The organism is Coleofasciculus sp. G2-EDA-02 (assembly GCF_040226375.1).
Taxonomy (GTDB): Bacteria; Cyanobacteriota; Cyanobacteriia; order Cyanobacteriales; family Coleofasciculaceae; genus Coleofasciculus.
Window position 1 is genome coordinate 17850 of sequence record NZ_JAVKEW010000230.1, and the last position, 22502, is coordinate 40351.

Sequence of the window (22502 nt, forward strand, 5' to 3'; positions counted from 1 at the left end):
GTGACCAATGGCTTGAGGATGGATTATGGTTCTAGTTTAAGTTCAGGGCTTAAGTCAGTGTCATGGGACTTAAGAGAACAAGCTGCTGCTGTTGGAGCGATCGCACTCCATCTAATCCTAATGCTACATCCCTTAAAATCTCTGCCACGGTGCGCTGTTGGCTGCTGTTCTCGTCACACGCCTGTAGGAAAGCAAACTCGGCATCTGATAAATTGATAATCTGATAGTCGTAGTTAAATAGACATTGACTGGGCCACCCTTCCATACAGGGATTACGTTCTGGGATTGCGGCGAATAACTCCTCATCCTGTGACCAATCGACCTTCGGTAGAGGCGGGCGTCCCAGGAAAAACTCGTAATGGGACAGATCTGGATCTAACAATTCAATTAAACGATACCGTTGGCGATCGCTCAACCCACTCGCCCGTTCCATTAACCCTGGATTTTTCCCCAATAGACGATCCAATTGCCAATATCCGGGATTAGAAAAGCCCATAAACTCTAACCCCGACGCATCAATCAACTCAAATAGAGTGTCAATGGTGTAGTCAATCTCTTGGGGATGCACATACATGTCCGCGAAATTAGCATCCCGTTGGTTTTCCAATGACCAGCGTTCTTTTTCTCGCTTGACAATTCTATTATTTTCTGGTAGTGAATCAAACACCTGACGTCCGACTTGCACACCATCTTGGTAATCCCCACGCTGTTCCCCTTGCAGGAGTGCGATCGCCTGTTGCATTAGCCGAACTTCCCAGCGACCTAATTCAGCATAGACAAAAATATGCATCAAGCCCCCTGATGCTAACTTGGGTGCTAATGCCTGAATACCCTGAATCGGATCAGGCAAATGATGCAATACGCCCACACAATTAATTAAATCAAATTCTCCCGCCAATGTGGGGGCATCATAGAGACTCAAGTGATGAAACTCAACCCGATTCGCCCCAGAGCGATGACAGCGTTCCTGCGCCACCTGCAAAGCCCCAGCACTCAAATCGATACCCACAACTGAGGCTTGGGGATTGAGATGAACCAAATATTCGGTACCTACCCCTGTACCACAGCCAGCATCCAAAATCCGAATATCCTGCCTTGACGGTTTTTGACCCGTGCAGAAATTATAGGCGGCTAACCAATTCCAGCGCCAGTTATACCCAGGTGGCGGTTCGTCCAACAAGGGTTCTGGGGGAAAGGGGTAAGCGTCATACAACCGGGCTACAGCAATGCTGGTGTTGTCCTTTGTCATTGGTCATTTGTCCTTTGTCATTGGTCATTTGTCCTTTGTCATTCATTATTTGTGATAACGGATATGACAGATGGTTGACCGGGGAACAGGGAATAGGAGAACCATCAACCCGAACCAATGTAACAAAACTTATGCTTTTTCTCAGCGATCGGGTTTAATCCACTATGATGACTCTGTTATTACACTGTAAAATTTTGGCATGTATTCTATACACTTCTTAATAAAGCCGTTAAGAAGATCAGAAACGTTTTAATCTAGATGCTGACTAGGTTGAGCTAGGTCATTGGTTGATTTAGGGCAAGGTGACAGAGAATATCCCAGATCATAAGCAATTGGGTCTGGGGAAAAATCTTAATGTGCTGAGCCTCATGTAAACGAAAGCGACCTACATGAATCCCCTGGTCAGGCTTAACACAGTCAGTAGCAATTGTCGATGGGAGCGGAAAGAAAATAAATGAGTGTTAAGGCAAGTGGTGGAAGCTCAGTTGCGCGTCCGCAACTTTATCAAACCGTACCGATTAGCAACATTATCCAAGCCGAACAGCAAGATCGGTTCTTGGGCAAAGGAGAGCTGAGTGAGCTGTCCGAATACTTCAAATCCGGTAACAGACGGATAGATATTGCCAGTCTGATTACCCAAAACTCAGACTTGATTGTATCCCGTGCGGCTAACCGGATTTTTGTCGGCGGTTCCCCAATGGCGTATTTAGAGAAGCCACGGGAAGAACCCGCACCAGAAATGGCAATGGCAGCAATGGCAGCCAGTGCGGCGGGTACAGGCGATGTCAGACGCACGATGGAATTGGGAACCGCGACGTATGTCGAAAGTGGCGGGGGTTTCTTTGAAGGATTCCGGAACATCTTTAGCGCCTCAAGTGGCGGTCCTGCCCCATCGGGATTTCGACCGATAAACGTCGCCCGTTACGGTCCAAGCAATATGCAGAAATCCCTGCGGGACTTGTCTTGGATGCTGCGCTACCTCACCTACTCAATCGTTGCAGGTGACCCCAACATTATTACCGTCAACGTCCGAGGATTACGGGAAATTATCGAAAATGCCTGCTCGGGAGATGCCACATTGCTGGCACTTCAAGAAATGCGAGCAGCATCTCTGGGATACTTTAAGCGCGATGCGGAAGCGGCTCAACTGGTTAGTCAGTACTTTGAGATTCTGATTAACGAATTCAAAGCCCCGAATCCAGCCGATAAAGTACGGCAGCGTCCTTCGCCAGATCAGCAAGGGTTACAACTGCCCCAAAGCTACTTTAATGCAGCAGAACGACGTCCGAAGTTCGTGATGAAGACAGGACTATCGGCGTTAGAAAAAAACGAAGTGGTCAAGGCGGCGTATCGGCAAATCTTTGAGCGTGACATTAGCCGCGCCTACAGCCAATCCATCTCTTACCTGGAATCTCAGGTGAAAAACGGTGACCTCTCCATGAAGGAGTTTGTGCGTCGCCTAGGTACATCGCCCCTATACCGCAAACAATTTTACGAACCCTTTATCAACAGTCGCGCTTTAGAACTGGCATTCCGTCATTTCCTGGGTCGCGGACCCTCGTCTCGCGAAGAAGTTCAAACCTACTTCTCGATTGTGTCCAATGGCGGTTTAGCGGCGCTGGTGGACGCCTTGGTCGATTCTCAGGAATACTCAGATTACTTTGGCGAAGAAACCGTTCCCTACCTGCGGGGATTGGGACAGGAGGCTCAGGAATGCCGCAACTGGGGAATGCAGCAAGACTTGCTCAAATACAGCGCCCCCTTCCGCAAGGTACCCCAATTTATCACCACCTTTGCCAAGTATGAGCAGCCGTTACCGGATCAACACCCATACGGTGCAGGTAATGACCCACTAGAGATTCAGTTTGGGGCAATTTTCCCCAAAGAAACTCGCGATCCCAATACCCAACCGGCTGGTTTTGGGAAGGATACTAAGCGCATCCTGATCCATCGCGGACCTGCTACTAATAACCAAAACAGTAATCCTCGGGCAAGGGGTGAGTTTCCAGGTTCTCTGGGGGCTAAAGTCTTCCGCTTAGACCAGATTCCTATCACTAAGGCGGCTAGTGTCACATTTGCCGAAAGCTCGACCCAAAAGGTAATTAGCGCCTGCTATCGCCAAGTCTTTGGGCGGGATGTCTATGATGGTCAACGCCAGAAAGTGGCGGAGATTAATCTGGAAAATGGCGAGATTACTATCCGGGAATTTATCCGCATCTTGGCGAAATCTGATGTCTTCCGCAAGATGTACTGGACATCCCTATACGTGATGAAGGCTGTGGAATATATCCACCGTCGTCTGCTGGGACGTCCCACTTACGGGCGAGTGGAGACGAACAAATACTTTGATATTTGTGCCAAAAAAGGCTTCTACGCCCTGGTTGATACCCTGATTGACAGCAAAGAATACGAGGAAGCCTTTGGGGAAGATACGGTTCCCTACGAGCGCTATCTGACACCTGGGGGTTTACAATTGCGCTCGACTCGACCGGGTGCGATTCGTGAGGATGTGGGTACCAAGCCAGAAGTACCGGCAACTCCCACCTATGTGGCGATGGGAGAGGTGACCGAAACGCGGACTGATCCGGATATTCAATTCCGGATTAATCAAGGCGTGAGTACGAAGCGCCAGCAGACCAAGATCTTTAAGCTGACGGATCTCAATGATAAGCCAGCGGTGAAGGTTCTGATTCGTGCAGCGTATCGACAAATCTTTGAGCGCGATGTTGAACCTTATGTGGTCAAAGGTCAGTTTTCTAGCCTGGAAAGCAAGCTGGGGAACGGTGAAATTAACCTCAAGGAGTTTATTGAAGGTTTAGGTTGCTCTGAACTCTACATCAAAGAGTTTTACACGCCCTATCCCAACACCAAGGTAATTGAGTTGGGAACGAAGCATTTCTTGGGTCGGGCACCGGAGAATCAAAAGGAAATTCAAAAGTACAACCAGATTCTGGCGTCCCAGGGTATCCGAGGCTTTATCGGTGCCATGGTCAACAGCATGGAGTATGTTCAAGTCTTTGGTGAAGATACGGTTCCCTATCGTCGCTTCCCCACTTTACCGGCGGCGAACTTCCCCAATACGGAGAAACTCTATAACAAGCTGACCAAGCAGAATAATCAACTGGTTGTTCCTAGCTTTGAGCCAGTCAGTTCGCGAGTGGATGGGGCAAAACTGCCCCTGACGGGTAAAGCGATCGCGGATATGGCGGCGACGGCTAAGCCTGATTTTGTGGAACTCAGTCGTTCTGTACCAAAGGACGATAATCCGTCGGTTCAAGCCGCCATCGGAATTGCCAATCGTAAACCTGCACGGATTTTTCGCCTGAACCCCGGAAATCCGGGCGAAACGGCTCAGGTGATTGAGGCAATTTACGCTCAGGTGATGGATATTTGGACGGGTGAAATTCCCCCATCCTATCGACAGCCTGACTTAGATCGTCAACTAAGCCAGGGTGACATTTCTGTGCGCGAATTTGTCAAGGGGTTGGCCTGTAGTGAAAGCTATCGTCAGCGCTTCTACTCGCCCTATCCTAGTGCTAAAGTCATCGAGTTGTTGTTCCGTCACCTACTGGGACGGACTCCTGCGACTCAAACGGAGATTCAGGACTACACCAAATTGATGGCTGAGCAAGGACTTAATGCGGCGGTGGTTGCCATGGTTGACAGTTCAGAGTATGCTCGTTTCTTTGGGGAGTATGTCGTTCCCTATCCTCGCGTTCCCTCGTTGCCTGCTGGCAATTACTTAGGGAGCATTAAATCTATCTCTGATTAGGGATTAGGTCAATGTCCTAGACGTGCAATGAGGTGTAGAGACGTAGCATGACGTCTCTACACCTCAGGGGTTCCCAACCCCTAAATCTGAGGACAAATGTTACAAAATGTTGCGAACATAGGAAAAATGTGAACAATCTATCGCAGAATATTTGCGGAAGAGAGCTGTATCACTGACCTAATGTATCGCTAGCTACTCTCACCAATCTTGAAACGACTTAATCGATCGATGTCAAGATTGAGCAGAGTCAGCCGTCCGAGCTGGAGAGCCTAGCCCATTGGGAAGCGTTTCAGCGTTTCAACAGTTACAATAAGCCAGTTTAATCACACCTGGTTACATTCTTGGAGGAGGAATCCTGTAAATGAGTATAGTCACGAAGTCAATCGTGAATGCCGATGCCGAGGCTCGTTACCTAAGCCCTGGTGAATTAGACCGGATCAAGTCGTTTGTTATGTCTGCTGAGCGTCGCCTACGGGTTGCTCAAGCGCTGACAGACTCTCGTGAGCGCATCGTTAAGCAAGCGGGAGACCAGTTATTCCAGAAGCGTCCTGATGTTGTTTCTCCCGGTGGTAATGCCTACGGTGAAGAAATGACAGCAACTTGCTTGCGTGACTTGGACTACTATCTGCGCCTGATCACCTATGGTGTTGTCGCTGGCGATGTTACCCCAATTGAAGAAATTGGCTTAGTCGGCGTGCGCGAAATGTACAAGTCTTTAGGAACTCCCGTTGACGCTGTTGTCGAAGGCGTTCGTGCCATGAAAAGCGCTGCTACCGGTATGATGACTGGGGAAGATGCGGCTGAAGCTGGCTCCTACTTCGACTATGTAATCGGAGCAATGCAGTAGACCCTATCCTACTGGGAAAGACGTAGCATGACGCTTCCACACCGGGAAGGTGCGCGTCTGTCTTAAGGATTTGAGAGACTAGGTGAAATAAGGAAAATAGAATCGATGCAAGACGCAATTACCTCTGTTATCAACTCTTCCGACGTTCAAGGAAAATACCTGGACGCCTCTGCGATGGACAAGCTCAAGGGCTATTTCGCCACGGGTGAATTGCGGGTGCGTGCGGCAACCACAATTAGTGCTAACGCAGCAACTATCGTTAAAGAAGCTGTTGCCAAGTCTTTGCTCTACTCGGATATCACTCGTCCGGGTGGCAATATGTACACCACTCGCCGCTACGCTGCTTGTATCCGGGACTTGGACTACTATCTGCGCTACTCCACCTATGCCATGTTGGCGGGTGATCCCTCCATCCTGGATGAGCGGGTACTGAATGGACTCAAGGAAACCTATAACTCTTTAGGTGTTCCCGTTGGTGCAACTGTACAAGCCATCCAAGCCATGAAAGAAGTTACCGCCAGTCTGGTTGGTGCTGATGCTGGTAAGGAAATGGGTGTTTACTTCGACTACATTTGCTCTGGCTTGAGCTAAAGACTTCTGAAACGTTCCGTTGTGAACCTGTAGTCGGTCATTTTTTCAAGGTTTGGGAAGTCAATTGTGAGTGCTAGCTTGTTGAAGGCAAGTCTGACTTTTTGCTTAAGCAGATGAGTTTTGACAATCTGGTATTGACAGTTGAGTCCCAAACCTGATTTAAATTTAAAGTTTTTGAGTTTTAATTAGGAGAACTTCAATCATGCGAATGTTTCAGGTGACCGCTTGTGTCCCTAGCCAAACCCGAACCCGAACCCAACGGGAGTTGCAAAACACTTATTTCACCAAGTTAGTTCCCTACGACAACTGGTTTCGGGAACAACAGCGGATCATGAAAATGGGCGGCAAAATTATCAAGGTAAAGCTAGCCACTGGCAAACCGGGTACGAATACGGGGTTGCTTTAAAAAATAGCTTCTACGGCAAAGGTGGAGGGGTCATGATGACCCCTTTTTGATTGAAACTCTAAGGTATCAGGGTGAAACCAAAAATATTCTGGTGTGCGAAAGGTATCCTGTTGGGCAGTTTTTTCAGTTGTGGCGTCTGCACTCTGGGTAGGCGTCATGGGAATACCCAGAATACCCAGGAAGGTGGTTAGTTTTTAGTTTAGTCAGTGGTAGTCAAATCTTAGAGTCGTACTATTTTGTACAGTTTAAGGGGATCTACCTGTTTGGTGAAACGGCTAACGCTGAATCCTGCGATCGCGATTCTCTGACTGTTGAGTGATACCCTCAACTCCATGGCACAGGTGACGATGATTATGGCACATTCATCGTACTTGAGAGGTCAACAGAGGGTTTGAGTGGTGGAGACACGATCACTATGTGTGAAAGAAACGTTTGTCAGGGGGATGTAGGGGTGGACTGAGGGGGTTACACCTAATACATTAGTGAACAATTTTTAAATAAATGTTTTAATTTCGGTTTAAAATTAAAACATTCGAGTTATTCTTGTTCTAACTGTGATATCCAGGAGTCTTTTGTGGTTAGCGGATTTAACCGACCGGAAACCATAGTCCTAACGGGTATCAGCTCTAGTCGGTTGAGTTACTTAGATCGCACTGGGCTGGTTGTTCCCAGGAAGTTTGGTAACCCCAAGCATCCTAAAGTTGTTTACCGATGGGAACAAGTCTTGGAAATTAAGACGATTGAGAGGTTGAGAGAAAAACTCTCACTTCAAGAAATTCGGCGGGTGCTTGAGTTCTTGAGAGCAAAGAATCACAAACCTTCTCTTTTTGCTCATAGTCTAGTCTTCGTTAACTCCCAACTTTATCTGATTGAAGATGTCAAAGATTTTGGGTTAACAGTCTTGGAGGCGTCAGGGAAAAACAAAGGACAGGTTGTTATTCGGGAAGTTGGTCCAGTTGGTGACGTAATTACTGAGCTATACCGGGAAGCTGAAAAGCATCAAGTTTTAGACTTTGACAAGCGGACTCGTCTAGGAGCTATAAATCCAGTTGACAAGTTAGTAACGAATTAGATCTCCCATAGAGTTAGCGGTATGTCTTCCCAAACTGCGGTTACAACTTCATATCTGCAAGTTATGGAAGCAACAGGTTTCTATCGGAATGGCATTCCCACATCTGGCGTTATTCCAGCGGCATCACTTCGTAGTAATCCTCAACAACTGGATAAACGGATTAAATACAGTGCAGTTATTAATCCTGAACAGCTAAATGCTACGGCAATTTTTGAGTTATGTGGATCGCCTTGTATCTATTTTACTCAACTGCGAGAATCAGATCCTGAGCCTCAAGAACTAGCACGGTTACATCAATTGTCTTGGAATCATGGTTTAGCTCCAATGTTGTGGATTGTGACTCCCACTAAGGTTTTACTCTATAACTGCTATTCTCAACCGACAGAAAACGATAGAAATAATCCAGAGCGACATCTAATTGAGATTTTTCAGCAGACTGAAACTGGATTGAAGCAATTAAATCAGTATGCTAGCCGTATCCAAATTGAGTCGGGTGAATTTTGGCAATGGGAAAAAGCTAAACAAATTGATCGTAAGCAAAGAGTTGATGCGGTTTTGGTTAAAGATTTAACCGATACGGAAGAAATTTTAGTTGTAAATAAAGGGTTAAAACGTTCGGTTGCTCAGAGTTTTTTGATTCAGTCTATTTTTGTAGCTTATCTTCAAGATAGAGAAATCCTTAATTCTCAGTTATTACAGCGACAATTCGGATTCAATAGTTTTACGGAAATATTGGATAGTAAGTCTGGTACTGATCATTTATTTTCCTGGATACAAATAATATTTAATGGAGACTTATTTGGTTTATCTCGCGAAGAAATAAATCGAGTGCAGCTCAAGCATTTAGAAGTGATAAAAAACTTTATCGGTGGGCTGCAAGAAGCGAAAACTGGTCAACTACGCCTTTGGCGAGCCTATAATTTTAAAGTTATTCCTGTAGAGTTAATCAGTGCGATTTACGAAAAGTTTATTTATGCAGAAGATGCCAAGTCTGCCAAAGCTCATAGTACCCACTATACACCAATTAATTTAGTTGACCTAGTTCTATCAGAAGTCTTTAAGGAACTTGATGGCAGTGCCAAAGTTCTCGATCTTGCTTGTGGTTCAGGCGTGTTTTTAGTCGATGCATTAAGACGATTAGTGGTGAAGCGTTTGGCTAGTGGAGAGCATAATTACCGTCAGATAGTTCGTGACACCCTCTACCATCAAATTTATGGTGTAGATATAAAACAAAAAGCTATTCAAATTGCTGCGTTTAGTTTATATCTTACAGCTTTAGAGCTAGATTATGAATTAGAACGAAATCCTGACATTTCAGAGGATTTACAATTTGAAAAAATTATTGGCAAAAATTTGTTTGTTGGTGATGCTTTTGATGAAGAGGCAGAATTCAATAGAATAGAACCTTTTGCTCATAAGCAGTTTAGTGCAATTGTGGGCAATCCGCCTTGGACTAAATCAAAGTACAACAAGTCAGCAATAGACTATTGCAAGCGTGAGCGTTCAGATTATCCAAAAGGTTATCCAATTACTCGTAGTGACAATCCGGATCAAGCATTCTTATGGCGTATTGGCGATTTTGCTAATGAAGAAACTTGGATTGGCTTGATTGTACACGGTAAACCTTTTTTTAGTGCAACAGAAAAAGCTCAGTACGCGAAAAAAGTTATTTTTTCTCGTTTCAATCTTAAAATAGTTATTAATCTTTCTAAACTCCGAAATTATAATTTATTTCCTAAATCTAAAGCACCAACAATGGTACTAATTGCACAAAACAAATCTCCTGATATTAGTAGTAGGGATAATTTTTACTTCGTGTGTCCAGACTGTTCTCCAGATTATAAGCGACACGGCATTTTGGAAATTGGAGCAGAAGATATCAAACGTTTATCGATTTCTAGAGTTATTTTTGAGCCAGATATGCTCAAGGTTGCTTCTTGGGGAAGCCCAAGAGACATGGCATTGATAGTTAAACTTAAAAGTTATTATCAATCGTTGCGAAATGTAATTGATACATATCAATGGTTTGCAGGTCAAGGATTTCAAGACGTTAGTGGTCAAGGCGCAGCCCCCGAATTATATGGCAAGAAAAAACTGCCATCAGGAAAAATAAAACCCTATCAAGTAAACCTAGATATTTTAGAAGATATCCCTATAGGAAAAAAATTTCATAGACCAAGAGATTCCAGGATTTATAAAGGACCGCTAGTTATTACAACAGGTGGTCTGAGCAAAAAAGGATTTTTTTCTGCTTTTAGCCAAGAAGATATTGTATATACAGAGAAATATACTGGCATTTCTATTCCTCAATCCCAAGTCAAATTAGCTCATTACTTGAATGCAATACTAAACTCTCAAATAGCGTCATATTTTCTGTTTTTGACTTCTTCTACTTGGGGAATTGAACGTGACGAAATAAAACCTGTAGATCTATATCACTTACCTATTGCTTTAGCCAGCAATGAAAATGAAGAAATTATGAGACGGATTTTAGAGATTGAAATAAAATTAAGGGACTCAAAACAAAATACAACCCAAGAAAAAAAAGAAGCTTTAAACAAGCAACTCAATCAAACCGTATTTGAACTCTATAAGTTAGACAAGCAAGAACAAATTTTAATAGAAGACAAATTTAATTTTACAATTGATTGGTTTATGAAACGAAAAAAATCAAAAGCCATTCAATATCCTAAAATTGAAGAAATAGAATTATATGTAGAACAGTTAATCGGAGTCATTCAACCCTTTCTACAAACACTAAATGAAAGGAAAATAGTGGCTGAAGTTATTGATGTTGGTAAAGCACCATTACAGGTGGTCAAGTTCAGTATAGTTCCTGTATCAAGTCAGCTACCTATTGTACAAACTATATCAGGACATAAATTAGAAGCAGTTCTTAAGAGAATTGCTGAACAATTACCGCAGCAAATCGCCGATCGCATTTATACTCGTCGAGACTTACGAATTTATGTAGGAAAAGATATCTACATCGTCAAACCAGCTAAACGTATTTATTGGACTCGTTCTGCTGGTTTAAATGATGCAGATACTATACTGTCTGAGTATTTAAGAACAAGTCATGCTTCCATTGGATGAATCGAGTGCAGTTGGACAAGCGACAATAAACATATCTGTAGATATTATTGCCACAATTTTAAATATCACTGTCGTTGCTTGGTCAAAAGTCATAACTATTGATCAGGTTAGTCCAACAATGCTCGAACCAAAAATTGCTGGCTATTTGCGGAGAGCGATGACATCCGAAAAAAACTCTCGTACCGGGTTAAAAAGCCAGCTCCGAATCGAACCCGAAGTTGGCACTTTGTCTTCACCAGATTCAGTTGAACCAGAAGGTAGAATTGATATAAAGATCATCTATAGCTTTGATGAAGAAGAATACTTCGGTATGGAGTGTAAACGAGTGAGTAGCAGGACAACAGGTAAAGACAGAGAGTTAGCTAAGAAATATATTACAGAAGGAATTGTGCGTTTTGTTAACGGTATATACTGTCCTCGTCATGGATGTGCTGCTATGTTAGGTTTTGTGATTGATGGTAACACCAAGGGTTGTGTTGAGCGAATTTTTAACCGACTAGAACAAACCAAACAAGAAACTTGTATCGAGGAAAGTTTGATGTCAGAGAATAGCTTTGGCGAATATTCCAACCTTTATCGCACTCGTCATCGCCAAAACAAACAGAACTCTTCGATAAACCTGCTTCACTTATTTCTCTCCTGGCAGTAGAAATGCTGCACTCAGCCATAGATAACCGAGGAATCCTTGTTCACCAGATTTAACCCTAAATTCCCAAAAAAGCCAATATCTAGAGGCGTTACTCTGGCTACAAGCAGTAGGATTAATCCATCGATACGCGATCGCTATGACAAGATGGGTTTGAGCATTGTGGTGATCTGATTTGACCGCCGAAGACAGCGCAACTACGAACGAATACGAGCGATTATTGGATGGTAGGCTCCGGTTGCGTTACCCTAATTGAGAGTAATCATTGACGATTAGTGACTCTACGTAACCTGATTTCATGGATTCATCCTTCGGCTAAGGACTGGGCAATCGATGCCCGTCTGTTGCGCTGGTTAACCTTTCTGTGGCTATTTGTGGGCATAGCGGTGCTGTTCTCCGCATCCTATCCCAGTGCCGATGCTGAGTTTGGGGATGGTTTATACTACTTCAAACGACAGCTCATCTGGATTACCCTAGGCATGATCGCTTTTAATTTTTTTGTGCGATCGCCTTTACGGTATATCCTGAAAATTGCCCATTGGATAATGCTGGTGTTATTGGGGTTGATCCTGATCATCCTGATTCCCGGTGTCGGGACGACAGTTAATGGCGCAACCCGTTGGCTATCCCTGGGTCCTGTTCCCCTACAACCCTCGGAATTAATTAAACCGTTTCTGATCCTCCAGAGTGCTTGCATCTTTGGGCAATGGCAACAGATTTCCCTGCGAGTACGCCTGTTCTGGCTAGGGATGTTTGCCCTGGTGCTGTTGGGAATTTTGCTCCAGCCAAATCTGAGTACAACGGCGCTATGCGGTATGACTGTATGGTTGATAGCACTCGCGGCGGGGTTGCCATTTTCCCACTTAGGAGGAACCGCTTTAGGGGGCGTATTACTGGCAACAATTAGTATCAGCATCAAAGAATATCAGCGGCGTCGGGTGATGTCGTTTCTCAATCCCTGGGCTGATCCGATGAATGACGGCTATCAATTGATTCAAAGTCTGCTGGCGGTGGGATCAGGGGGTACATGGGGTTCGGGGTTTGGTCTATCCCAACAAAAGCTATTTTATTTACCCATTCAATATACCGACTTTATTTTTGCCGTATTCGCGGAAGAATTTGGCTTTGTGGGCACTACATTGTTACTGCTGCTGATCGTGGCTTATGCTACCCTGGCAACAATCGTGGCACTGAAAACCCGTCACCCCATACATCGGTTGGTCGCGATCGGAGCGATGATTTTAATTGTCGGTCAATCGCTGTTGAATATTGGCGTCGCTACAGGTGTTCTCCCCACCACAGGTTTACCCTTCCCATTTTTTAGTTATGGGGGTAGTTCCATGATTGCCAATTTGTGTTCTGCTGGATTGTTGATTCGGGTAGCCAGAGAAAGTAGTGAGGCTCAAGTCGTCTCCTTACAAGCCCGTCGCCAATCACCACCTCAGCGGCGTAGGCGACAAAGAACGCAGTTACAGAGGATTAGGGATTAGCAGAGGGAGCTGGGGGAGCTGGGGGAGCTGGGGGAGCTGGGGGAGCTGGGGGAGCTGGGGGAGCAGAGGGAGCTGGGGGAGCAGAGGGAGCTGGGGGAGCTGGGGGAGCAGAGGGAGCTGGGGGAGCTGGGGGAGCTGGGGGAGAATAAGTCACATCTGGGTTAGGCAAGAAATGATAGTCGTGAAAAGAGCCCCTACACAGAACTTACCTTAACTGTTCCAAAACTGGCACAGTCTGATTGGAAGAAGGAGGGGGTAGGGTTTGAGGACTGGTTGCTGGATTTTCTAGGGTTGGTACGGTGACTGATGGTGGAGTATTTTCCTCGGTTGGCTTAGTAAAAATAAACTCCCTCTCGGTTTGTACAGGTGCAGGTTCGGGTGCTGCTGGCGGTAGTGGGTTTGGGGGAGTACTCATTGCTGGTGCAACGGGAGCCGCCGTATCGCTAGTTAGATAGATATGACCTAATTCTTGACCTTGATAGGCACGTCGAGTGAACCGCCAACCGGGATTGAGTTGAATTTTCAGGAAATTGCCATTACTTAACCCTTGGGTTCTGCCAATTTCCACCTTAGGGGCTTGACGATTCATCCGATTTGTACCAACGAGGACTAACTCGCCATTACGCTCGACAATTCTCAGCAAATAGTCTAATCCTAAATCTTGACCCTCCATGCGAATCGAATAGCCGTTACTATCGGTGCTACGTCCGCAAATGCTTGTAAAGTCAAAATTAAGAAGTAACGGATCAACGATCGCGGGATTACTTCCCACCTCTTGCCAGCAAGCGCGTTGGTTTGAGCGCTGCTCGATAATCAGCAATTGATACTTATCATCCCGGAAAGGGGCAGCAACGGCAATAAAATTATCAGAATTTACTTCTTGACTATCAAATGTGCCTGCCTTTAGGGAATTTGAAGATCCGACGGTGAGTAGAAATGCCGTCGTTAGAACTCCAATGTTGAGCCATCGTAAACGTTTCATAGTTAGCGTAGTAGCAGAAAATTTCTACATTCAAAAATAGACGTAGTGAACGCTCCAAAGATTCCTAGTGCAGCATTTTTCCCCATACACAAAGGCTCCCTCGCGCCTCTGCTCCCCTAATCCTCTGGGATTGGGCGAAGCATTCGCGTTGAAACTTGGGTAGAAAACCGATAGATCTGGGCGCGAATGCGAGAGCCCCTACGAATATATTTCCTCCTGCTCCTCTGCACTAGCTTCTCCTATTATCGGGTGAATTGGAATTCACTGACACAGGGTTGACGGTAAAGGTTAAGACTGTTTCATCGACACCTTTAAGCTTAAGAGAACGATACTTTGCGATCGCGTCATCGTCTAACCAATCAGCAACTGACGCCGAAACCAGGATTGAATTTGGTTCAGCGGCTTCTTGTAGTCGTGCGGCGATATTCACCGAAGGACCGATCGCGGTATAGTCTGTTCGTTCATCTCCGCCAAACATGCCCACTACAGCGGTTCCTTGATGAATACCACAGCGGAATCGTACAGGCGGGGGTCCCCCATTGCCCACCAGCCCTCTAGCTTGCCACTGTTGGTTCAGCTGATCAAGCGATCGCAGCATTTGTCGTGCTGCCGCAATAGCCCGTCGGGCTTGTTCGTGAGGACTTAATTCTTCAGGAGCGCCGAAAATTGCTAAAATGCCATCCCCCATAAACTTATCCACCGTACCCCCATTATCAAACACCGCACGAGTCATCGCTGCCAGATACTCATTGAGCAACTCCGCAATTCGGCGCGATCGCAAGGTATTCGACAACTCGGTAAAGCCAACAATATCACTAAACAAAGAGGTAACCAAGCGGGGTTCTGGATGTAAATCCAGTACCAATTCCCCCCGTGCTGCTTTTTGTACCATAGCTGGGGGTAAAAAGCGTTTCAGTACCGACTCGGTTAGATATCGATTTAACTCAACCACGCGCTGTTCTTGTTCTTTTAGCGCTAACAAATTCCGGACTTCTGCCAATAATTCCCGGTCATTAAATGGTTTTGAGAGATAGGCATCTGCACCCTTTTCCGTTCCCTCAATCCGACTGGCTTCATCGGCTTTTGCCGTTAGCAATATAACTGGTATTCCTTTAAATTCCTGTGAACCCCGAATTGTATGAATCAGATCCAGTCCTGACATCACTGGCATCATCAAATCAGTCACAATAAGTTGAGGATAGCACTTCTGCGTCATCTGCCATCCCTCCTCGCCATTCCGTGCTGCCCACACCTGATAGCCGGATTGCCTTAAGATACTCCCCACATAAGCCCTTAAATCGGAATTATCATCGACCACCAAAATACGCGAGACAGACGTTCTTCCAGGTAAAATAGATTTAATAATAGAAGGGGTTTCTCCAACTTGTTCCGCTTCCGGTTCCCCTTGCTCCTGTTGTTCCCCCAATGGTTCCATTTCCAAGTCCGCCAGTTCCACAGAGGCGCGGCTTGACTGGATTTCAGTGGCAACATTCACAATTTGGTCTAAGGGGAGGTGAGCCTTTCCTTGTGGCATAAGAATGGTAAATGTTGTGCCTTTTCCCTGTTCTGAGGAAACCTCAATTTGTCCCCCATGAAGTTCTACCAATTCTTTCACCAAAGCTAATCCTAAACCGCTACCTTCATAACTGCGGTTTACTGAGCCTTCTGCTTGTCGGAACCGTTCAAATAAATGAGGAATTTGTTCTTTATTAATACCAATACCCGTGTCGGAAATTTTCAGACAAACCTTATTGTCCGTCGATTTTACGGTGATGGTAATACTTCCCCCAGCATTAGTAAACTTCATCGCATTTGACAGGAGATTATACAATACTTTGTCAAATTTTTCTACATCTAAATAAATCTCAGGACAATGGATGAGCTGGGTCAAGAGATTGATATTTTTTCTCTCACAGTAAGGTCTAAAGGTTTCAACAATTTGATTAATAAATTCAATTAAATTACAGGGACGGAAGCTCGGTTGCATCCGTCCAGCATCTAATCGCTGTAAATCCAATAGCTGATTGACTAATCGCAACAGGCGGCGCGAATTCCGCAGAGCGATCGCACTTTGTTCATAAGGTAATCCCTGATGTTGGTTAATTGCCGATTCCAGTGGTCCAATCATCAGGGTCAAGGGTGTGCGGAATTCGTGGGAAACATTTTGGAAAAATTCCGTTTTCTGGCGGTCTAATTCCATTAACCGCTCCGCTTGCTGTCGAGTTTTTTGATAAAGTCGCGATTGCTGAACCGCAATTGCGGCTTGGGATGCTACAGCTTGGGCAAGTTCAATTTCGGATGGTAACCAGTGGCGTGGGGTATCCGTTTGCCGCAGGCTAATGCTACCAATAATTTTGCCATCAACTAATAAAGGCACCACCAACAGGGCACGGGCATTTTGGCGCAGGGGCAGGTCAGTTCCACTCATTTGGGAATTGGCTGCCAAATCATTGAGAACCACTGGGGCTTGAGTATCAAGAAGCTGCCGCAATACTGGATTGCCGACAATAGGAACGGCTGACGAGGGCAGTTGAGTTGAGGGGGCACAAGAATGAGCTAGAGGAACTTGATCATTGTCTGGGGATTGATATTGATGATTAACCGACGTTCCCACCACTTTTGTAGATTTCCCATCATACAAGCCCACACACTGCACGAACTCATCGTCTTCACTCCACAGGGAAAGAACACAACCATCAACTTTGAGAGCAACGCCTAATTGTTGAGTAATCGCTGTGAAAATTTCTTGGGGGTCAAGGGTCGAACGGATAGCGCTGGTAATTGTATTGATTAACGTTTGCTGGGTAGCTAATGCATGTAGCTGTTCATAAGCCCGCGCCTGGGAAATTGCCATGGCGGCTTGGTCCGCCACCATCACGACGAGCTGAATTTCGTCATCTTGCCAGCTATAAGGTTCTACACATTGGTGTAAAGCCATGACCGCCACTAATTCCTGTTGACTGATCAAGGGAACGACTAAGCTAGAGCGAATATTGGCGTGTTTATAAGCCTGTATCCGTGCTTTGATCTCGGGGCTATCCTGATTAAATCGTTCATCAGTCAATACATCTTGAATAACGGTGACTTCATTGGTTTGCCAAACCGTCTGAGTTAAAAGTGGGGGTAGCGACGCCGTACCATCTGCATTTTCACCTGTGGTTTGTATGGTACAGGAGTTGGGTTGCACTTGTGCTAGGTTTAAGGGCGGATGGCTCGGTGATAAGGGTTGCCTGCCATTGTCTCTAAACCGTGAAGTGTCCCCACCTGAGTCGCTCAGTTGCCGTTGATACACGAACCATTCATCGACCAACTGCTCTTGCTGAAAGGGACGGAGGATGCATACATCAACCTCTAGCAAGTGACCTACAGTTTCGACAATCCGTTGCAGAACGTCCTTAAGCGGGGAACTACCACTTTTGTCATACTGGGCATTGCGAATGGTATTAGTCACCGTATTCAGGAGGGTTTCCCGACGCAACGCCCGACAGAGTTCGCTGGTGCGGGACTTGAGGACGTTATGAGTATCCATGGCTTGCCGCACGACTGACTTGAGTTCCTCGGCATTCCAGGGTTTGGTTACGTATTTAAAGACTTTACCCGCATTGATGGCTTCAACAAGGTCTTCAACATCGGTGTACCCCGTTAAGATAATCCGGATAATGTCTGGGTATTGAGCGGCGGTGATGCTGAGAAACTCAGTACCGCTCATTAATGGCATGCGCTGGTCGGAGATAATGACAGCAACGTCTCCTTCGGCTTCCAAAACTTCTAGAGCTCTCGGTCCATTTTCTGCCCGCAAGACTTTATACTCGCGATGGAATGTTCGATACAGCAAGTCCAGGTTGTCGGGTTCGTCATCGACAACCAGAAGTTTAGGCTTACTTGTGGATTGAGATCTCATGCACCGCTCTCCTGCTGCCAGAGCTTTTGCGAATAAAAACAGTTTGCACGCACGCTATAAGTTTTTACGGCTGGCAATGACTGGCTCGGTGAGAAATCTCTGACTCCAGGGAAGTGTGGTTCGATTATCACGACTGGCTAAAGGAAGCATGTTACTTGTCCTGCGGCAATTTGGCTGTTGTGACGGTAGTTAGTGGTACACCCCAATTGATTTTAATTTTTGTTTTCCCGTATTGTTGTATTCTGCCTCAAGATACCTACTTGTCATGTTTTTTGTGACGTCTTGGTCTTGGGTTGAGCCTGAGAGTCGTGCGATCGCGCCTCACTCCTCCCATTATTTTTGGCGAATCATGAAAATTTAGGAGATCGAGCCTACCTTGAGGAGGCAAAGCGCTGCGCCTTGATCGGCTTATGATGGTGTCATGCCCCTGGGAAAGCGCTGAATAAAGCGAAGTGATTCGTCAATGCTCTACTTGTACAATACTATCGTTCTAGAAACGAAAGACGATGATTTGAGCTTAAGTGTTTATCCCACTGGAGTAGTGATGGCACTCTTTTTCTTTTGTGTGATGGTGAACCCCTGCTTTTCTTTCGTGACGCCCCACGAAGTTGCCTCTGAGGCTCAACAGACGCTGAGTGTTGATGCTTCCCGCTTGACGATTCGGAGGGCAAAAGACCAAGATCTGATTCCGCTCTCGGACATTCTCGCGGATAGCTTTCACTCTCAAAAGGGACTCTGGCGTTTGGTTTATCCAATTTGGCGATTAGGAATTTATGAAGATTTGCGGAATCGGCTGCGTACCAATTCTCCCCATTATGCTTGTTTTGTTGCCCTCAACTCTGATACTTCTGTCGATGGTGCTGACGGGCTACTCGTCGGCACTGTCGAAATTGCCCTACGTTCCCCCCCATCCTGGCAACTTCAAGGTCACCACTATCCTTACATTTCTAATTTAGCGGTCAGAAAGTCCTGTCGGCGACAGGGTGTGGCTTTTCAATTACTGCTAGCCTGTGAGCGTCAGTCCTTAGCATGGGGTTTTCCCCATCTCTACCTTCATGTTCTAGATACTAACGATAAAGCTCGGCAACTTTACCTAAAAATGGGCTATCAACTGCATCATCTGGAGCCGAGTTACAGTCTCTGGCGACGCTGTCCTCAACGTTTGTTATTACACAAGCGTTTAACCTAACTTGCCCTCCGTTCCCCACCCGTCTGGGTGGCGAAATTTCTCCTCCCTGGGGCAAGTTGCTTTCGTTGGGGAAACAATCCAATTATGCCGCCTTTGGGAATCAAGCGTCGTGAGCGGGCTTCATCATTTCTTTAAAAAACATTCCCGCTTCTTCACAGAATCTTCATAAAATTTCTTGATAAATAGGCGTATTGTGTCTCAATTCAGGCATCTGTAGGGACTTGACCTGACCTATACCTGTAACGGTATGCCATAAAATAGAGTTATAAATTTGTCGAGAAGCAACAAATGACACCGATCTGAGTTGGTTTGAGAGGGGAATTAAACATAGATGGTCAACAAAACTGCTCTTGTTGGTTATTATCAAAGACTGATAACCTATTGAGTTGCCTAGTTGTGGGTTCAACCTGGGTGCATCCCTGCTCCCTTGAAATTAAGCAATACGAGTTGAAATGGAGAGCGAAAATAACCAGCGTTGCCAAACAGCTCTTTACGAACAAGAGAAGGTGCTTACTCGCCCCAATAGTTTCGCCAACGCTCAAGGCTCTAGTGGCATGAATAAAGAAAGCCCAAACTCCCAAGACTCACCTGAAGGGAGAATTCTTCAGCAGCTTCACGATCAACAGTTGCTGATCGTTAATCCTCGGCGTCGGAATGGCTTAATTCTCTTCAAGCGCTATCATGCTGAATTTGCAGGTCCCGGTTCAGGAGTGGGAGGCTTGTTCGATCTCGATTGTCAACAGGTGCTACCTGTAGGAAATATTTCTTTACTCTCTCCCGAATCATCAGATGAGCGAAAGCGGGCGTATCTGATTCGACGGCAATGGGTTAGATTAACGATGCAAATTACTGATAACCCAGTTCCCCTGCAACGTGCCCAAAAGATGCTAGAGCAGTTTGAGGGCTTCTTTGATGCAGAAACAATTGCTAAATTACCCAATGAGGCTTTTGCTCTGTTGGTGGGAGTCTTGCCTCAGACAGTCATCAAAGTGCGTCACCCAGCCTAGTACAAAAAAATGTCAGAACCTTTGATTTGTGTCACCATCAAACTGTTCGCCGCGTATCAAGACGCCTACGGTGTCCCTGAACTTCAACGGGAATTCCCCGCCCAAACTCCTGTATCAGCCCTTCTGGATTGCCTGATCACCGAACATCCTGAACTGAAACCCTGGCGGGATCTGACTCGTTTTGGCATCAATCTCCAATTTGTTGAACCGGATACGATTTTGCAACAGGGAGATGAGATTGTATTGATTCCCCCTGTCAGTGGGGGTTAATCCCAGGAATGCAAGCAAAGGGATGGGCAACAGGTTAATTAATTGACGTTTTCTGTAAAGATATAAAGAGCAATAACTGATATCAATGTCGTTATGCCAGAATCAAACAAATCTAACCCAGACGCTCAAGACGCTAAGTCTAAACCCCCTAAAGCGAAAAAAGAGAAACCGCCAGCACCTGAAGACAAACCCTTCTCGGAATTTATCGAACAAGAATACCTGCCCGCGTTAAAGACTGCCTTTGGCGAACAAGGTGTCGATGATGTAGAGGTGAATTTTGTCAAGGAAAAAATTCCGATTCCCGGTTTAAGTACCCAGCCAGACTGCTGGCAAGTCATTGGTAGCTTCGCCAACGGTCAGCGTCAATTTAACGTTTATTTCCCCGATGAGGATATAAAAAAGCAGAAAGCCTTCTCCTATGCGACCAAGGGAGCCAAACCCAGTACCCTTGAGTCATTTATGATTGACGAACGTAAGGTGTCTCTCGATCTGCTGGTGTTTTATACCATACAGCGATTGAATGCTCAGAAATGGTTGGCAAGAAATTAGCCACACTGATGGAGGGGTAAGAACTCGAAAGAGACTGGGTGTAGGGTTGGGGTGTAGGATGGGGGAAAAAAGTTAATTTATCCTCCTCATCTCCCCTGCTCCCCCGCCCCTGTTGAGCTATCAGGATTGTGGGTTATACTTAACTGCATGGGGTATGCTTGATAGTAAACTGTTGTAAAAACTCTAGACTTCAGGTGAAAATCTTTTAAAAAAAGGAGTCCTGCCTGATAGTGCGAGGAATATTAGGGTGTACTGACTGCCATCTTGGAGATTAGCCAAAACGTTATTCATTTGAGTTTCCCCTTCCCCGGTGCTCCGGCTTTCTGGTGCCGTGGTAGCCCTACTTGTGAAAAACGGCTGTAGCTGGCTAATCTAAGGATGCTCCTGACCTATAGTAGTGATCCGAACCTCTAGATTCCAGCAGCAACTTTTCCTATAAACCGCTGGCTTGAGTTAAGGGTTCTCACTAAAAGCACGCTTCTACCCCCTTTACTTTTGCTATGCTGACCCCGATTACCCACGAACAAGAACTAAAACACCAAAGCCTGCGATTGCTGCGAGACTATCAGCAATCCAAATCGCCAGAGACTCGAAATCAGCTAGTTTCTCTCAATATTGGACTAGTTAGACGAGAAGCTCATTATTGGGTGAATCAATGCACCGAAAGCTACGAAGACTTACTACAGATCGGCTGTATTGGACTGATTCGAGCTATTGAGCGATTTTCTCCCACTAAGGGTAATGCCTTTAGCTCCTTTGCTATTCCCTACATTCGCGGTGAAATTCAGCACTATTTGCGCGATCGCGGCTGTTGTGTGCGTATCCCCCGACGCTGGCTGGCTCTACAACAGCAGTCTATCGCGATTATTCGCCAGTTACGAGAGAAATTAAATCGTCAACCGACTGATGCTGAAGTAGCAGCGGCTCTTGACATTCCCCTAGTTGAATGGCAAGAAATTAAGCTGGCTCATCAGAATCGAGAACCCTTGAGCCTAGATACACCTGTCGGTGATGAAGAAGACGGCACAACGAGTTTGGGTGATATAGTCCCCGATCCACGATATCGCAGTTTTCAACTGGCACAAGAAGACCAAATTCGCCTGCAACAAGCCCTGGTTCACCTGGAAAAACGGACTCGTGAGGTTTTAGAATTTGTCTTTTTACATGACTTGACTCAGAAAGAGGTGGCAGATCTGTTGGATATTAGCGTGGTAACAGTGTCTCGCCGCATGAAAAAAGGACTCGACACCATGAAAAATCTCATGAACGGTGGGGAACGGTAAGGGTGAGTAACGCTCAAGGATAATGATGCGATCGCGAGTAGCTGTGGTGGCACAAACCCCCCAAAGCTTTCACTATAATAGTTAAGTAGAGAGAATAATTGAAAATTATTTCCAATTGGGGTGTTCTGTGTGGTGTCTTCTGGAAAAATATA

17 protein-coding genes are annotated in these 22502 nt (G+C 45.7%); 13 read left to right on the forward strand and 4 right to left on the reverse strand.

Translation table 11 applies throughout. From position 1 onward, the window contains the following. Window positions 1-49 precede the first annotated feature (49 nt). Complete coding sequence (locus RLO19_RS26525) at window positions 50-1249, reverse strand: class I SAM-dependent methyltransferase (RefSeq protein ID WP_446360382.1); 1200 nt, start codon at window positions 1247-1249, stop codon at window positions 50-52. A gap of 454 nt (window positions 1250-1703) precedes the next feature. Between RLO19_RS26525 and RLO19_RS26530 the strand changes: the two genes are divergently transcribed. The 4 genes from RLO19_RS26530 (at window position 1704) to RLO19_RS26545 (ending at window position 6865) form a co-directional block, all read left to right on the forward strand. Beyond that, window positions 1704-5021 (forward strand): phycobilisome rod-core linker polypeptide, encoded by a 3318-nt coding sequence (locus RLO19_RS26530; RefSeq protein ID WP_446360383.1) that lies wholly within the window; start codon window positions 1704-1706, stop codon window positions 5019-5021. A 361-nt stretch (window positions 5022-5382) separates the two neighbouring features. After that, window positions 5383-5868 carry an allophycocyanin subunit alpha gene (apcA, locus tag RLO19_RS26535; protein WP_446360384.1) on the forward strand — a complete coding sequence of 162 codons (486 nt, stop codon included), beginning with the start codon at window positions 5383-5385 and terminating at the stop codon, window positions 5866-5868. A gap of 105 nt (window positions 5869-5973) precedes the next feature. Further along, on the forward strand, window positions 5974-6459 hold the full coding sequence (gene apcB / locus RLO19_RS26540; protein WP_446335896.1) for an allophycocyanin subunit beta: 486 nt from the start codon (window positions 5974-5976) through the stop codon (window positions 6457-6459). Window positions 6460-6661: 202 nt separating this feature from the next. Beyond that, window positions 6662-6865, forward strand: a complete 204-nt coding sequence (locus RLO19_RS26545; RefSeq protein WP_446335895.1) for a phycobilisome linker polypeptide — start codon at window positions 6662-6664, stop codon at window positions 6863-6865. Here the strand turns inward: RLO19_RS26545 and RLO19_RS26550 are convergent. Next, window positions 6862-7023 carry a hypothetical protein gene (locus RLO19_RS26550; protein WP_446360385.1) on the reverse strand — a complete coding sequence of 54 codons (162 nt, stop codon included), beginning with the start codon at window positions 7021-7023 and terminating at the stop codon, window positions 6862-6864. The genes RLO19_RS26545 and RLO19_RS26550 overlap by 4 nt on opposite strands. A 416-nt stretch (window positions 7024-7439) precedes the next feature. Here RLO19_RS26550 and RLO19_RS26555 point away from each other — a divergent pair, with 416 nt between their 5' ends. The 4 genes from RLO19_RS26555 (at window position 7440) to RLO19_RS26570 (ending at window position 13169) form a co-directional block, all read left to right on the forward strand. Beyond that, window positions 7440-7937, forward strand: coding sequence for a MerR family transcriptional regulator (locus RLO19_RS26555; protein WP_446360386.1), 498 nt, complete (start codon window positions 7440-7442; stop codon window positions 7935-7937). A gap of 21 nt (window positions 7938-7958) precedes the next feature. Then, window positions 7959-11033, forward strand: a complete 3075-nt coding sequence (locus RLO19_RS26560; protein ID WP_446360387.1) for an HsdM family class I SAM-dependent methyltransferase — start codon at window positions 7959-7961, stop codon at window positions 11031-11033. Then, a complete protein-coding gene (locus RLO19_RS26565) occupies window positions 11017-11682 on the forward strand; it encodes a hypothetical protein (RefSeq protein WP_446360388.1) in 666 nt (221 codons plus the stop codon). The genes RLO19_RS26560 and RLO19_RS26565 overlap by 17 nt, the downstream gene beginning before the upstream one ends. 272 nt (window positions 11683-11954) lie before the next feature. Further along, complete coding sequence (locus tag RLO19_RS26570) at window positions 11955-13169, forward strand: FtsW/RodA/SpoVE family cell cycle protein (RefSeq protein ID WP_446360389.1); 1215 nt, start codon at window positions 11955-11957, stop codon at window positions 13167-13169. A gap of 205 nt (window positions 13170-13374) precedes the next feature. On the opposite strand, the gene RLO19_RS26575 is transcribed toward RLO19_RS26570, so the two are convergent. Further along, window positions 13375-14151 (reverse strand): DUF3747 domain-containing protein, encoded by a 777-nt coding sequence (locus RLO19_RS26575; protein ID WP_446360390.1) that lies wholly within the window; start codon window positions 14149-14151, stop codon window positions 13375-13377. A gap of 229 nt (window positions 14152-14380) precedes the next feature. After that, entirely contained in the window at window positions 14381-18052 is a 3672-nt protein-coding gene (locus RLO19_RS26580; RefSeq protein WP_446360391.1) for a response regulator, read from the reverse strand. Between the two features lie 463 nt (window positions 18053-18515). On the opposite strand from RLO19_RS26580, the gene RLO19_RS26585 reads away from it, so the two are divergent. The 5 genes from RLO19_RS26585 to RLO19_RS26605 all read left to right on the forward strand — a co-directional run bounded on the left by RLO19_RS26585 (window position 18516) and on the right by RLO19_RS26605 (window position 22350). Further along, entirely contained in the window at window positions 18516-19241 is a 726-nt protein-coding gene (locus RLO19_RS26585; protein WP_446360392.1) for a GNAT family N-acetyltransferase, read from the forward strand. A 452-nt stretch (window positions 19242-19693) separates the two neighbouring features. After that, window positions 19694-20248: a hypothetical protein gene (locus RLO19_RS26590; protein WP_446360393.1), complete on the forward strand. Its 555-nt coding sequence runs from the start codon at window positions 19694-19696 to the stop codon at window positions 20246-20248. A gap of 9 nt (window positions 20249-20257) precedes the next feature. Continuing rightward, on the forward strand, window positions 20258-20518 hold the full coding sequence (locus RLO19_RS26595; RefSeq protein ID WP_446360394.1) for a MoaD/ThiS family protein: 261 nt from the start codon (window positions 20258-20260) through the stop codon (window positions 20516-20518). 93 nt (window positions 20519-20611) lie between these two features. After that, the gene (locus RLO19_RS26600) at window positions 20612-21067 is read left to right on the forward strand and encodes a DUF2996 domain-containing protein (RefSeq protein WP_446360395.1); all 456 of its coding nucleotides are present in this window, start codon (window positions 20612-20614) and stop codon (window positions 21065-21067) included. A 500-nt stretch (window positions 21068-21567) separates the two neighbouring features. Beyond that, on the forward strand, window positions 21568-22350 hold the full coding sequence (locus tag RLO19_RS26605) for an RNA polymerase sigma factor SigF (RefSeq protein ID WP_446360396.1): 783 nt from the start codon (window positions 21568-21570) through the stop codon (window positions 22348-22350). Window positions 22351-22502: the final 152 nt, after the last annotated feature.